This is a genomic window from Neptuniibacter sp. 1_MG-2023 (assembly GCF_030547185.1).
Taxonomy (GTDB): Bacteria; Pseudomonadota; Gammaproteobacteria; order Pseudomonadales; family Balneatricaceae; genus Neptuniibacter.
Genome location: NZ_JAUOQR010000006.1, coordinates 115,192 through 128,981 on the forward strand (window position 1 = coordinate 115,192; position 13,790 = coordinate 128,981).

Sequence of the window (13,790 nt, forward strand, 5' to 3'; positions counted from 1 at the left end):
TCACCTTACTGAATATTTTTCATAAACAGTGGGAAAAATAGGAATTTTTCTTAGACTCATTTTAAAAGTTGTGTGCTAGTTTTAATTGGTAGGGGAAAGGAACTCATCGAGGGACGACCAATGGAAAATGCATGCACTCTTTGTTACAACTTAGTGCTACACAATAAACCACACGCTGCACTTAAAAAAATCAGCGAATTAAAAGGTAGTGAACTGTATAAGTGCTGCTGTTGTTATGCTTATTTGCATAAACACGATGCTGAATGGGAAATCATCAGTGGTGGGGAGTTTATGGGGGCACCTAAGCAAAACACCTCCACTATGATTGCGGCTGAAAACAAAACGCCGACTGCAACAGATCTACGAAGCAATCAGCGTTAGTTGTTCTCAACTTAATAGTTAGAATACCTGTTCACCTACAGCAATCCAACTTCGTACATCATTGCAACAAGATGAGTTTTGTTCTTTGCACCAAAGATTTTCTTAGCGCGAGTAATATGGTAGGTAATACCCTCTTCCGTCAGCGCCAATTTATCAGCTATTCGCTTAACAGGCATACCTTGAGCAGTCATTAATATTACCTGGCGACAGGTTGGTGATAACACCTCTGATTTTAGATATGGATTCTGCTCTTGCTCACAAACCACCTGAAGAAGCTCGTGATAGCGAGACAGCATAGGCACAAGCCATTCACTTATACGATTAAAAAACACATCAAACTCTTGAGGTGGGAGCTTATGAAACAGGCTAAAGTAATGGAACCAATAACGACTACTTTTACTCTTCATCGGGATATAGGCTCTAGATGATACTCCCTGTTTCAACCAAAAATTCTCAGACAACGTCCCCTGCCCACCATCCAATGAACTCACTAGAAACGGTGTAGTTATAGACGGTAAAACATTCCACAATGGATCATGTTGGGCAATATCTTTGTAATAACTTTTAACCACAGCATCAGGCAAAGATCCCACAATATCACTACCGCTATCCCATCGCTGCTTCTGGCTTTCTGAACTAGGGTTAATGACCCCCCTTGTTAAAATCGAATAAGTGAAATATACAAAACCAAGCTGAGTAAGCAGTTCATCAATCTCATGTAACAGCTTCTCCCAAGTACACTCAAAAGCAAGCACAGAAGCTTCCTGAAACGCAGGTTCTTTTTTTAGCTGTGAAATAAAGTTTTCCATATTTTGCACTCAACACTCCCTCTAAATGTTAGCCCTTAAACTAGGGGGTTATAAAATCCATTTTATACAATCGAATACACTTACAACGAAAGGATTCAAACAAAAATAGTTTTACAATACTGATATTAATTTAGGACTTTATAATCAATACCCTAGCTACACTCTAATAATAAGCTTATTAAAAATATGCAGAAGTACCAAAACCTATAGTATAGAGTCTGATTTTTAGCCTTATCTAATATAATGCTACAAAATCACCGTAAAAACATTGATTTATGTACTACTCAGCTAAATTAACCATTTTTCATACCATACTAAATTACTATGATTTAGATACAAAACATACTATTTAGATCAGTATAGATCCGTAATTTTCACTTACATATTGTAAGGTTATATAAGTAAAACCATTCCCCTTTTTTAAAAAGGGAGATTTAAACCTAGTCCAAAATTCAAACAAACTTTAATAATAGGTTCTTAATAAGAAAACGACTGAGTTAATAGAAAGGCTGAACATATTTAAAACATTAAGTATTAACAAATAGACTTAACTGCACCTTAATTAAGCCTAGCCTTCTTACAAATAATTATAGCCCATTTGAGCTAAAGTAGAGGGGCAAGTATGAAGCCTGAAGAGGGAACACGAAATCATGGAGAAGTTAAGCTCTAGGGGAGAAGCATCGGGAAAGGTCGATACAAAAGAGCTTAACGCTAACTAAATCAAATCCAAAGAAACTATGGACGCTGTCCGATACGGTAACTTCCATTATCAAAAAACTGTACAACCTCTCTGCGCTTACGGCCTAATAAGATCGGACCATTATCGAAAAACAAGAAATTCTTCCAATGATGACGGAAAATGCCCCATTTAGTCTCAAGAATATGGTCACTTTGATAACAAAAATAAACCGTTACATTATCGTCCCAATTGCCTAGAAACTCCTCAAGCAATGAGGGCAACGCTTCCTTACTTGAATCCCAAGCTGACTGCCAATAATCCTTATCTACCCAGTTTTTATCTTGCCCGACCCAATCATCGCCTGAAAAATGTTCAGGATGAGAACAGCCGCGACTAATATGCTCAGACCAAATCTGCTCAGCTCTCTTTTCTGAGAGGGGTTTTATCTCCTCCAGATCTTCAGTAGAGATAGGCAAGTCTTTATGTCTAAAGATCCAAGCTTTAGTATATTTTTCCATTGGTAAATAATTCATTAGAGACTCTTAGGTATATTCTTTTGAACAGAGAGTTAATAAAGGCTTAAAAAAAAGGGAGCATATAGCTCCCTTCTATCCTAACAAGAGGAGCAACAACTAAGCTTCACCTTCAACTCGATTATGGCCACTCTGCTTCGCTATAAACAAATTCTCTAGCGCACGCCGAAGCATGTTATCAGGATCATCTTCAGGCCCATGTAATGCCGCCACACCGACACTCACCGTAAAATGAACATCACCTGCAGCATAAGGGATTTCCATCTCCTCCATAATCCGTCGAACACGCTGCCCTGCCGCCATGCCTTGATCATGATTCGTTTCCGGCATAAACATAACAAATTGATCATCGCCGTAACGGGCTAAAAAATCAGATGTTCTTTTCATACTATGTACGGAGGTGACTAATTGCTGAAGAACTTGATCACCACAATCCCATGAGAAATTATCATTAAGATCACTGAATTTGTCTACATCAATTACCATCAAGCTACAGACCCAATCATAACGTTGCGCTTGCGCAACAGCCTGTTCTAAAACTGGCTTTAATGCTCTGCGATTATAGGCACCCGTCAATGGATCACGCTGAGCCTGACTGGTCACTTGGCGTTCCAAACGTCGTTTATCAGAGATATCTCTCAAGACCACAACAACTTCGTCATTAGCCGATGAGCAACGTAACTCAATCCACTTAGTTTCATGTAAACCTTGTTCTCGCAGTACAGGCACATGCTCAGGACGAAGTTGGAAATCAACTTTGATCACCGTTGAGGTATCAATCGCTTTTACCGCTGCGGCAGTGATCTCACTATTGATATCTACGGGAAAAATATCTTCTAGTTTGCGCCCTATAATGGCGTCTTTATCTAACCAGTCAGCAGCTCCCGTAGAACACGCCATGATCAGACCTGTAGGTTCTATCACCATAACAGCATCCGCTGTTGCTGTTAAAAGAGCATCATAACGTGCATGAATCTGTTTATCGGACATCCAATATTCTCCAACCAAACCAGACAATTAAAATCGGCATATCAAAAAGATAGCTGTTTGCCTCGCAAGGAACAACCCGTTTGATCAATTTTATGGCAATGTTATCAATTAATAAGCAGTAGAACTCAACTTAAAGAATATGGTAGTCCAACGGAGGAAAGCCATTAAACTCTATAGAACTGTAGCTTGTCGTGTAAGCACCCGTTGAAAACCAATAGACGTAATCCCCTATTTCTAGTGATAACGGCAATTCATACTTATGCTGCTCATACATAATATCGACACTATCGCAGGTAGGTCCGGCAAGAATAACCTCTTCGACAGGCCCCTCCTTAGACGTCGCTAGCGGATATTTGATCGCCTCACCTAAGGTTTCGATTAAACCATTAAACATGCCTACATCTGTATAAACCCAACGCTCTAAAGCTGTACTCGATTTCCTAGAGATCAAAACAACTTCAGAAACAATAACACCCGCATCCCCAACTAAAGAGCGTCCAGGTTCAAGAATAACTCTAGGTAGATTGTCTGGAAAGTCTTCCGCTAGAAAACGCTGAATTTCTTCTGCATAAGTAGAAAAGTCATTCGTTTTTTGAATATAGTTAGCGGGAAAGCCGCCGCCCATATTAATCATTCCTAAATTAATACCATATTCAGTACTCAGACGTTCATAGATGATTTTCACCTTCGCTATAGCCCCATCCCAAACATCAATATCTCTCTGCTGTGAACCGACATGAAATGAAACACCATAAGGCTGAAGTCCTAAATCTTTCGCTAACACCGCTAACTCAATTGCCATTTCTGGATTACAGCCGAACTTACGGGAAAGTGGCCAGTCGGCGCCTTCAGAACCATCCGTCAATACACGAATATAAATTTGTGATCCCGGTGCATTAAGCGCAATATTTCGTAAATCAGCTTCAGAGTCTGTCGCATAAAGGCGTACTCCTTTTTCAAAGAAATACTTAACCGCGGAGGCTTTCTTTATTGTATTGCCATAGCTCATTCGATCAGGAGAAACGCCCTGTTTAAGAACCTTATCAAGCTCCTGAGGTGAAGCTATATCAAAACTGGAACCTAACTCAGCCAACAACTGTATTACTTCATTAGCGGGATTCGCTTTGACCGCATAAAAGAGGTCCGCGTCAGGAAAGCCTTGCTCCAATTCAACATAACGGTTTTTAATAATAGAGAGGTCCAACGCCAAAAAAGGTGTCGGATGCTTTTCAGTTAATAACTTCAGACGCTCTGCAGCTGACTGGCTAAAATGCTCAGGTAAGTTCATGCGCAATGGCACCACAGAAATAGAGTTGATGATAAAAGTCCGCTAGACGAACCTAACAGTGAAATTTTGCGAAGTATAGTAAGGTTTAGATTAACAAGTCCAGCGTTATAAAATTACTTTTTCATCCTTTTAAAAACCACCGTTTTGAGTAAGGGCATTCTCTATTTCAGCAAAACTTTTTGCTTCATACATTATGTCAAAACTAATTTTAAGTCTTCGGGAAATATCACTTGAAGAGATAATGCCTCTAACTCTTAAAACACCAGCTGTACTTTCATCAATAACAACCACATGCTGATCACCCGAATCTTTCATTGTTAGCATCACATCACCTACACGAGCATCACAAAGTTGAGTATAGGTAAGTGTTTTAATATTAAATTTACTTAGCATGATGTGTCTAACTTGTACCTGCTCCCTGCTTACTTGGTTTTTCTGCATAAAGGCCATCACTTTTCGCCCTCCAGCATCACCAGCAGTAATAATTCCAGCAAAAGCATCTTTATTATCTAATACAAAAAGTAACCGTACATGCTGACTCTTCATATACTCAAGTGCTTCAAGGACCGGCATTGATTCCGAAACCGTGACAGGCTTAATATTAACAAAGTCAGTAAATACATCGAGTGCTGGGCTGTACAAATTAGTGGGGATCGCCTTATTGTCGGGCGACAGAATATAGTCAACCTCGGCGGCGTCAAACAGTCTTATGTTTTTGAATTCCTGAAGCATAAATCACCCCTAACGTCGGTTTTAATTCAGGATAGTACAATTCAGAAAGTTTGCGCTAAAAGCGATAATTATTGATATAAAATACACGCCGTATAAAAACAAAAAAAGCAGCGAATGCTGCTTTCTACTATGAGGAAAAAATGCTTAATATCCCAACTCACTTGGATCAATAACAACGCCTAACGAACGCTTATCAATAAAGTTACCTTTGCTGGTTTCCTTATAACGAAAAGTGACTTTCTTACCTAAAGCAATCTCCAACTCTTTATCTGAAGACATATAAGAGTACTTCTCACCATCAACAACGATGTTATGAATATAATAAGGTGGCATACCAACCCACTCTGTATGAGGGCCGTCAGTTTCTACGCTTTCTAATACACCACGACCGGCTAGTTTTGGTGTTTTTTTGTAGCCGCCTTTGCGACCTTGAAAATTCCCAGCCATTAAGGCTCCTTGACAGTTTAAAGATAAAATAGAAAAACACTGTCGTGTAATTGTAGCGTCACTCGGTGCAGAGTAAAACGGTATAGCTAAATTCATTCAATAAAACTGTTAGAATATGGGCATAAAATCAAAAATGCGATCAATATGTCATCACTGCCGATTCAAGCTGTTATTGCCCCCCTAAAAAATGCACTCAGTATGCATGATGAAGCCATACTTGAAGCTCCTCCCGGTGCAGGTAAAACAACTCAAGTCCCTTTATCTCTACTTAATGAGCCTTGGTTACAAACACAGAAAATACTGATGTTAGAACCTAGGCGTTTAGCAGCAAAAAATGCGGCCTCACGCATGGCTAATCTGCTCAACGAGCAAGTGGGAGAAACTGTTGGTTACCGCATTAGATTAGAACAAAAGATCAGTGCTAAAACGCGCATTGAAATCGTAACCGAAGGCATACTCTCACGCTTACTCCAAGCAGATCCAAGTCTTGAAGGTTATGGCCTCATTATTTTCGATGAATTTCACGAACGTAGCCTAGACGCTGATTTAGGTTTGGCATTATGCCAAGAAGCACGCACTATTTTTCGGGATGACACACCGCTTAAACTACTTATTATGTCAGCAACCCTTAATGGAGACGCTATTGCGAAATTGCTCAACAATGCTCCCCTCATTCAAAGTGAAGGGCGATCCTATCCTGTTTCATTTATTTACACAGGAAAAGCAAAACAGGGAACTTGGTTAGAACAACATGTAGTTAATACCCTATTAGACGCAATCACCACACAAGAAGGCAGTATTTTATGCTTTCTACCAGGTATCCGAGAGATAAGACAGGTCGAAAACCTTTTAATAGACGCTTTACAAGCTCAGACACTTGATCAAGTTATTATTGCACCACTGTACGGAGATCTTAAATTAGAACAACAGCAACAAGCGATCAACCCTGCTCCTATAGGTAAACGAAAGGTTGTGCTCGCCACCAGTATCGCAGAAACCAGTTTAACGATAGAAGGCGTGACCGTTGTTATAGATAGTGGCCTCAGCCGTGAAGCAAAATACAATCCTAATACGGCAATGACGACACTCTTTACTCGACCCGTTTCCAAAGCTGCAGCTACACAACGAGCAGGCCGCGCAGGTCGACTAGCCCCCGGAATCTGCTATCGTTTGTGGAGCGAATCGGAACATGCGCAACTAAGTTCCTTTAGTACACCGGATATTCTACAAGCAGACCTAACAGGCTTAGCCCTGCAGCTCGCTAGCTGGGGAATAGACGACCCAGAAACCCTCTCTTGGTTAGACCAACCACCCGCAGGTGCCTACCAACAAGCCAAAGCGCTATTAGCACAACTAGGCGCATTTAATAGCAGTGGGCATCTATCCAAACATGGAGAGTTAATGGCTTCCTTACCGGCACATCCGCGTATTAGTCATATGCTGATAAGAGGAGCGCAAATAGGATTAGTCGAGAAAGCTTGTTTTATTGCTGCTCTACTTATGGAGAAAGACCCTTTTCGCGATTCAGGGGCAGATATTAATATCCGATTAGACTGGCTTACAGAAAAACCTAAGCAACATAAAACATTATGGCAACGCTTACATAAACAGGCAAAACACTATTTAAAACTGTGCCAATCGTTCTCCTCTGAACAAACCAATACCCATATACAATCAGAACAACAAGCCGGTTTACTCTTAGCCTTCGCCTACCCAGACCGCGTGGCTAAACAACGCAGCAAAGGAAGCTCCACTTACAAGCTCAGTAATGGCAGAGCTGCTAGCTTATTTAAAGCCGATAATTTAGCCACCAGCCCATGGATTACTGCCGGTATAGTTATAGGGAAGGAGAGTTCCTCAACTGACTTTATCCCCCTTGCAGGAATATTAAACCCTACACATATAGCGCAGTATTTAACTGACTCAACCTCAATCAATGAAGTAATCAGATGGGATTCAAATAGAATTATTGCTGAAAAACAGCTCAGCATTGGCCAAATCATTGTAAAAAAGGAGCCCCTTAAGTCACCATCAAAAGAGGCTATAATCAATGCAACATTGAGTTATATACGCCAACAAGGCATCAACATTTTACCTTGGAATAACGAACTTAATCAGTGGCGTGACCGAGTAAACTTTCTCTATCGCAGCAACACAAATAATTCCAAACAAGGGGGGCTGGAACACAATTGGCCAGACTTGACCGATCAGTGGTTACTGGAGAATTTAGAAATATGGTTAGCGCCGTTTCTAAATAATATTTCCCGCCTAAGTGACCTTAAGCAATTAGATTTAAAAAATATTCTTCTTGCGCTACTGCCTTGGCCATTACCTCAGCAGCTTGATGAACTCGCACCTGAACGGTATCGCGTTCCCTCCGGCTCTAATATAAAAATCGACTATTCTCAAACACCACCAGTACTGGCTGTAAAACTACAGGAGATGTTTGGCTGCGAGACAACACCAACGATTGCTCATAACACAGCTCTGCAACTGCACTTATTATCACCTGCACAACGGCCTCTGCAAGTAACACAAGATCTGAAAAGTTTCTGGAGCAACGCCTATAGTGAGGTACAAAAAGATATGAAAGGACGCTACCCTAAGCACCCTTGGCCAGATAACCCCTTACAAGCGCTACCTACTGCAAAAACAAAAAAGAAAACGACATAAAAAAGCTAGCAATAGCTAGCTTCTTTTATTAAAAGCATTCCTCAAATTACTCGTGAGTAATAACTGCTACTCGTATAGCATCCATTTTCAAAGCACCTTCCTGTAGCGCATCCACAAGATGAGCTGTCAATTGATCATGTGCTTCAAGCTCTTCCTGACGAATATTTGGATTCACTTTAGCCAGAGCAACAAGACGATCTTTCTCTGCACGTTGCTGTCGTTTTAACATCTCAAGCGCATCAGTCATTAACTGCTCGCCCTTTTCTTCCACTTGTGTCTCAAGTTTAGCAACCAAAGCACTAATATCTTCGCGGGTATGCTTAACCAAATTATACGCCACATTTTTACCAACCCGCTTACCTAAGCTCGCAAAATGTTGCTCCGTAATAACATCAGTCAAATCATTACCATTACTATCAATCACACGCCGCACACAAGCTTCTGATAGGTAACGCTGCAACTGTAGTGATTTATCAGAGATACAATGCACTCGGAAGACCGCTTCAATTAATAAGCTACCCGCTTTGAGCGGCAAGAGCTTCATCGTACAAAGCGTTGAGCTTCCGTAACTGCCTTCAAGCATCATCTCCATTGCACCGGAGACCATTGGGTGTTCCCAACTAAGGAAATGCATATCTTCACGGGATAGTGCTTCATTACGCTGAAATGTCGCTGTCATACCATCAGAAGGCAAACCTGGAAAATGACTGCTGAGCATATGATCACCTGGGTGGAGGATGACACCATTGATACCTGTGCTCTCCTGCTCTACGCCAAAATGATCAAACACGCGGCCCATATAGGATGACAAAGTTCCAGGCTGGCTATCCTCTTCAACAGCATCCAGCAAAGCTTCAGCCACTGATGTATTACAGGAGTTTAACTCCAGAAGACGATCCCTCCCCTGCTGCAACTCTTCAAGTAATGCCTGCTGGCTATGAGAGGTTTCTTTAATTAAGCGATCAATACCCGCTTGATCCTCTGTATTTTCCATACAGTGGTGTAGGTCAGACGCAAACTGCTGCATTAAGCTTTGCCCGGTGGGACAAACCTGCTCAAAAGCACCTAGCCCTTCAGCGTACCAACGCAATAGAACCTCTTGGGAGCTATCCGCAAAATAAGGTACATGGATATTAACGTCTTTAAGCTGTCCTATACGATCTAAACGCCCAATACGTTGCTCAAGAAGGTCTGGATTCATCGGCAGATCAAACATCACCATATGATGAGCAAACTGGAAGTTACGGCCTTCACTACCAATTTCTGAACAGATCAGCAGCTGCGCCCCTTGTTCACTATCGGCAAAGTAAGCGGCAGCTCTATCACGCTCAACAAGACTCATACCTTCATGGAAAAGTGCTGTTCGTCGTCCTTCAAATAAACGCAACTGCTTTTCCAACGCTATCGCCGTTTGCGCATGGGCACAGATAACGAGTATCTTCTCGCCTTTGTAATCATCTAGCCATTTGATCAACCAGTCCGCGCGGTTATCTTCTAACAACCATGCGGAGCCCTGCCCATCAGCAATAAGCGTTTCAGGATGTAAGCGGCGTTCCATCGATGCAGAATCAATAACATCTGCGTAGGCTTGTGGTAACGACAAAGGATAAATATGTAACTTACGCTGCGGGAAGCCTTGAACACTTTCACGGGTATTACGGAACAAGACACGCCCTGTGCCATGCTGATCTAATAGCGCTCGGACGGTTTTATCGATTAATTCTGCCCGTTCCTCACTATCATCATCTTTATGTTGAGCAAGTAGGTCAGCAATATCATCGCCCAAATACTTATTCAGCAGTGCAATCAATACTTGATCTTGTAACGCATCATGCCAACTATCGGGAGCCTGTAGGGTCTCAATTAATTGGTTAACACATTTAAAGTCCTGCTCTTCTGTGATGAATTTTTCTAAATCGTAATAACGATCGGGATCAAGAAGACGTAAACGTGCAAAATGACTTTCAATGCCTAACTGCTCAGGCGTAGCTGTCAGCAACAATAAACCTTTAACTTTAAGCGCTAAAGATTCGATACAACGATAGGAATGACTTGCCCCCTCTTCGCTCCATCCTAAATGATGTGCTTCATCCACCACCATTAGATCCCAACCCGCTTGGACGGCTTGATCTAAATATTTTTCATCGCGAGTAAATAAAGAGAGTGGGCTTAAAACAAGCTGAGCATCCTCAAACGGATTACCTTCACTATCTAAACAGCGCCCTTCATCCAAAATAGAAAAGTGTAGATTAAAGCGGCGCAGCATCTCCACTAGCCACTGATGAATCAAGCTATCCGGTACAATAATAAGAATACGACTAGCTAAGCCTGTTACAAGCTGTTGATGAATGATCAAGCCCGCTTCAATAGTTTTCCCTAAACCAACCTCATCAGCCAACAGAACCCTAGGCGCTATTCGCTGACCCACTTCAGAGGCGATATAAAATTGATGGGGCAAGTATTGAACCCGCGGCCCCAATAAACCATAAGCTGCGGATTGCTGATGATTATGCTGATGCTTTAAGGTTTCTAATCTTAATTCGTAATGACGCAGTTTATCTATCTGGCCTGCAAACAATCGTTCGTAAGGTTTACTAAAGTGAACTGAACTTTCAAGGGAGGCTTCATGAATAATTTTCTCATCCCCGTTTTCATCATCCCCAAAGTAGATAACACAACCTTTACTCTCTTCATGCTGTGTGACAATGATTGAAACGCCGTTATCATCCGTGATCTGATCGCCTATAGGGTAAACAATACGGCTCAGAGGAGCATTGTTTTGTGCATAGGTACGTTCTTCTCCTGTGGCAGGAAATAAAATATCTACACGTCGATCTACCAGTTCAGTAACTACACCTAAACCTAACTCCGCTTCTGTGTAACTATACCAACGCTGGCCAATCTGAAAATCTTCGGTCATGATAAATCGCTTTCTAGAGACTGTGGAAATAGGTGGGCATAATAGGCAGTTACGCTTAGAAAGCCAATCTGTTTAGTACATATTAGTTGGGGTTATACTCTAAGCCAATATTTTAGCGCCCATTTAAAGAGGACTCATGATAAATTTACGCTCAATTAACCTACTACTATTTTTGATTCTTATTCTACAGGGCTGTAGCTCTTATTCCACTCGTACATCAACGGCAACCGTTAACATTCAACCTCAATCGCCCGTTGCTAATGCCCTTTTAGGTCAACATAAAAGCTGGAAAGGCACCCCCTATCGCTGGGGTGGCCAATCACGTCAAGGGGTTGATTGCTCGGCCTTTACCCAACTTACCTATAAAACAATTTTTGGACAGCATTTACCTCGAACGACAATCGCACAAGTAGATAGCGGTATAAAGGTTAAACAACATCAGCTAATCCCCGGCGATCTTGTATTTTTCAAACTAGGCGGTAATAAACAACGACATGTAGGTGTCTATGTTGAACAGGGCATTTTTCTTCATGCATCCACCAGCCAAGGCGTGACATTAAGCCGGTTAGATAACCCCTATTGGAAACAACATTACTGGACGGCAGTACGCCCAAAAAAATAATACGGATCGTTTACCTACTTTCAAAAAAATGACGAAAAAGATCATTCCTGCAGCAGATTATTATCACTATTTTTTTTGCAAGAGCCCTCTCATCTAATAACAGATGGGAGAACCCTCTCAACTCGACCCTTTAATAAAAGAACAAAACAATTAAGAATTATTCTTATAGCCTTATTTTTTATGTGGTCTAAAATAGCCCGCGCACTAATAATCAACAAATGCAATTACAATAATAAAAGGCGATCTAGGATGAAGAGTTGCGAGAAGTGTGTAGAAACCATTAAAAATAGCCAAGGTTACCCATCCCCTGAACAATTAAATGAGTTAGGTAAAGAGGGAGTTAAGCCTTGGTGCGATATTTGTAAACAGTTACTGGCAGCTAATTACCGAATCAGTAAAACCTGCGACGCACCCCGTCAGTTATTCAACAGTAGGCACTTCAGCACAAAAAATGGACAGGTCCCTTTTACCCGATTTGACGTATAAATAACCGTATAAATAACAATGGTTATAGATCCACCAACAATGAAACTTTCTCAACGATATGTTTACCAATAGGGATAGCTGAAGTAGCTGCTGGAGAAGGAGCATTACAAACGGCGAGTGAACGACTTGTATTCATAAACAAGAAGTCGTCTATAACATCGCCATTTTTTGCAACAGCTTGAGCACGAATACCCGCTGGATAGGCCTCTAGGTCATTCACGGTTAGCTCTGGACAATATTTCTGAACTAAACGTAGGTAACCTTTTTTAGAGATGGAGTTTTTCAGCTCTGAAAGACTCGCTCTGAAATGCTTAACCAGTAACTTGATCATTCCAGGATAAGTCAGCATCTGGAAACTATCTTTCAAGCTTATATCGGTTTTTTTATACCCTTCCCGCTTAAAGGCTAACACGGCATTTGGCCCTACAGTCACAAAACCATCAATCATTCGTGTTAAATGAACACCTAAAAAAGGTAGATCGGGATTAGGGATTGGATAGATCAAATGATTTACGATCTGATTATGCTTAGATGATAACTGATAATACTCACCCCTGAACGGAATAATTCGAAAATCAGGCTCTAACCCCATCATTTCAACGACTCTATCAGAATGTAAGCCTGCACACGCCACTAAATAGCGACTATGAAAGCGTTTACCTTCCGTATAAACCGTCACACGATCTGCAAACTCTTCGATCCCTGTCACAGCTGTATTAAAGTGGATCTGGCCACCTGCTGACGCTACAAGATCCCCCATCCGCTGAGTAATCTGGGTATAGTTCACAATCCCCGTTGAGGGTACAAATATCGCACCTACGCCCTGAATATGGGGTTCTTTAGTTTTCAGCGCTTGCTGATCTAGCACCTCAATCTCAATACCATTGTCAGCACAACGAGTGATCAGCGCTTGCATTCTTTCCAATTCAGCTTGGTCTGTAGCAACCAATAACTTTCCACACTGATCAAAAGGAATATCGTTCTCAAGACAAAAAGCCTTAGTCGCTTTATTCCCATCCTTACAAAATTTAGCTTTCAAACTACCAGGTTTATAATAAACACCAGCATGAATCACACCTGAGTTATGTCCCGTTTGATGCTGTGCAGCACTAGATTCTTTCTCTAGAACAAGAACAGATCTGTCAGGATACTTTTGCTGCAACTGCCACGCAGTTGACATGCCTAAAATCCCACCACCAATGACAATAAAATCATAAATCTCTTGTTCTG

The 13,790-nt window shown here is 41.4% G+C and carries 12 protein-coding genes; 4 read left to right on the forward strand and 8 right to left on the reverse strand.

Annotated features, from left to right (window positions below):
• The first annotated feature begins 120 nt into the window (after positions 1-120).
• On the forward strand, positions 121-381 hold the full coding sequence (locus Q4492_RS09010; RefSeq protein WP_303417107.1) for a hypothetical protein: 261 nt from the start codon (positions 121-123) through the stop codon (positions 379-381).
• Between the two features lie 35 nt (positions 382-416).
• On the opposite strand, the gene Q4492_RS09015 is transcribed toward Q4492_RS09010, so the two are convergent.
• From Q4492_RS09015 to Q4492_RS09040, 6 genes are all read right to left on the reverse strand, one after another.
• On the reverse strand, positions 417-1,190 hold the full coding sequence (locus tag Q4492_RS09015) for a helix-turn-helix transcriptional regulator (RefSeq protein WP_303417240.1): 774 nt from the start codon (positions 1,188-1,190) through the stop codon (positions 417-419).
• A gap of 735 nt (positions 1,191-1,925) precedes the next feature.
• Complete coding sequence (locus Q4492_RS09020) at positions 1,926-2,402, reverse strand: DUF2947 domain-containing protein (RefSeq protein ID WP_303417109.1); 477 nt, start codon at positions 2,400-2,402, stop codon at positions 1,926-1,928.
• A 99-nt stretch (positions 2,403-2,501) separates the two neighbouring features.
• On the reverse strand, positions 2,502-3,392 hold the full coding sequence (locus Q4492_RS09025; protein WP_303417111.1) for a sensor domain-containing diguanylate cyclase: 891 nt from the start codon (positions 3,390-3,392) through the stop codon (positions 2,502-2,504).
• Positions 3,393-3,522: 130 nt separating this feature from the next.
• A complete protein-coding gene (locus Q4492_RS09030) occupies positions 3,523-4,680 on the reverse strand; it encodes a type III PLP-dependent enzyme (RefSeq protein ID WP_368389440.1) in 1,158 nt (385 codons plus the stop codon).
• Positions 4,681-4,809: 129 nt separating this feature from the next.
• The gene (locus tag Q4492_RS09035) at positions 4,810-5,412 is read right to left on the reverse strand and encodes a CBS domain-containing protein (protein ID WP_303417115.1); all 603 of its coding nucleotides are present in this window, start codon (positions 5,410-5,412) and stop codon (positions 4,810-4,812) included.
• 144 nt (positions 5,413-5,556) lie between these two features.
• Positions 5,557-5,859 carry a hypothetical protein gene (locus tag Q4492_RS09040; protein ID WP_303417117.1) on the reverse strand — a complete coding sequence of 101 codons (303 nt, stop codon included), beginning with the start codon at positions 5,857-5,859 and terminating at the stop codon, positions 5,557-5,559.
• 144 nt (positions 5,860-6,003) lie between these two features.
• On the opposite strand from Q4492_RS09040, the gene hrpB reads away from it, so the two are divergent.
• Positions 6,004-8,532, forward strand: a complete 2,529-nt coding sequence (gene hrpB, locus Q4492_RS09045) for an ATP-dependent helicase HrpB (RefSeq protein WP_303417119.1) — start codon at positions 6,004-6,006, stop codon at positions 8,530-8,532.
• Positions 8,533-8,578: 46 nt separating this feature from the next.
• On the opposite strand, the gene rapA is transcribed toward hrpB, so the two are convergent.
• Positions 8,579-11,452, reverse strand: a complete 2,874-nt coding sequence (gene rapA / locus Q4492_RS09050) for an RNA polymerase-associated protein RapA (protein ID WP_303417122.1) — start codon at positions 11,450-11,452, stop codon at positions 8,579-8,581.
• 136 nt (positions 11,453-11,588) lie between these two features.
• On the opposite strand from rapA, the gene Q4492_RS09055 reads away from it, so the two are divergent.
• Together Q4492_RS09055 and Q4492_RS09060 are read left to right on the forward strand one after the other, a co-directional pair.
• A complete protein-coding gene (locus Q4492_RS09055) occupies positions 11,589-12,074 on the forward strand; it encodes a C40 family peptidase (RefSeq protein WP_303417124.1) in 486 nt (161 codons plus the stop codon).
• 249 nt (positions 12,075-12,323) lie between these two features.
• Complete coding sequence (locus Q4492_RS09060) at positions 12,324-12,560, forward strand: hypothetical protein (protein WP_303417126.1); 237 nt, start codon at positions 12,324-12,326, stop codon at positions 12,558-12,560.
• A 22-nt stretch (positions 12,561-12,582) separates the two neighbouring features.
• Here the strand turns inward: Q4492_RS09060 and lhgO are convergent, their stop codons facing one another.
• Entirely contained in the window at positions 12,583-13,779 is a 1,197-nt protein-coding gene (gene lhgO, locus Q4492_RS09065; protein ID WP_303417242.1) for an L-2-hydroxyglutarate oxidase, read from the reverse strand.
• Positions 13,780-13,790 lie beyond the last annotated feature (11 nt).

Bases quoted from the DNA above. Each gene is read 5' to 3' on its own strand.
- Q4492_RS09040 (WP_303417117.1), bottom strand. From the start codon at position 5,859: ATGGCTGGGAATTTTCAAGGTCGCAAAGGCGGCTACAAAAAAACACCA.
- Q4492_RS09025 (WP_303417111.1), bottom strand. From the start codon at position 3,392: ATGTCCGATAAACAGATTCATGCACGTTATGATGCTCTTTTAACAGCA.
- Q4492_RS09020 (WP_303417109.1), bottom strand. From the start codon at position 2,402: ATGAATTATTTACCAATGGAAAAATATACTAAAGCTTGGATCTTTAGA.
- rapA (WP_303417122.1), bottom strand. From the start codon at position 11,452: ATGACCGAAGATTTTCAGATTGGCCAGCGTTGGTATAGTTACACAGAA.
- Q4492_RS09030 (WP_368389440.1), bottom strand. From the start codon at position 4,680: ATGAACTTACCTGAGCATTTTAGCCAGTCAGCTGCAGAGCGTCTGAAG.
- Q4492_RS09010 (WP_303417107.1), top strand. From the start codon at position 121: ATGGAAAATGCATGCACTCTTTGTTACAACTTAGTGCTACACAATAAA.
- hrpB (WP_303417119.1), top strand. From the start codon at position 6,004: ATGTCATCACTGCCGATTCAAGCTGTTATTGCCCCCCTAAAAAATGCA.
- Q4492_RS09015 (WP_303417240.1), bottom strand. From the start codon at position 1,190: ATGGAAAACTTTATTTCACAGCTAAAAAAAGAACCTGCGTTTCAGGAA.
- Q4492_RS09055 (WP_303417124.1), top strand. From the start codon at position 11,589: ATGATAAATTTACGCTCAATTAACCTACTACTATTTTTGATTCTTATT.
- Q4492_RS09035 (WP_303417115.1), bottom strand. From the start codon at position 5,412: ATGCTTCAGGAATTCAAAAACATAAGACTGTTTGACGCCGCCGAGGTT.
- Q4492_RS09060 (WP_303417126.1), top strand. From the start codon at position 12,324: ATGAAGAGTTGCGAGAAGTGTGTAGAAACCATTAAAAATAGCCAAGGT.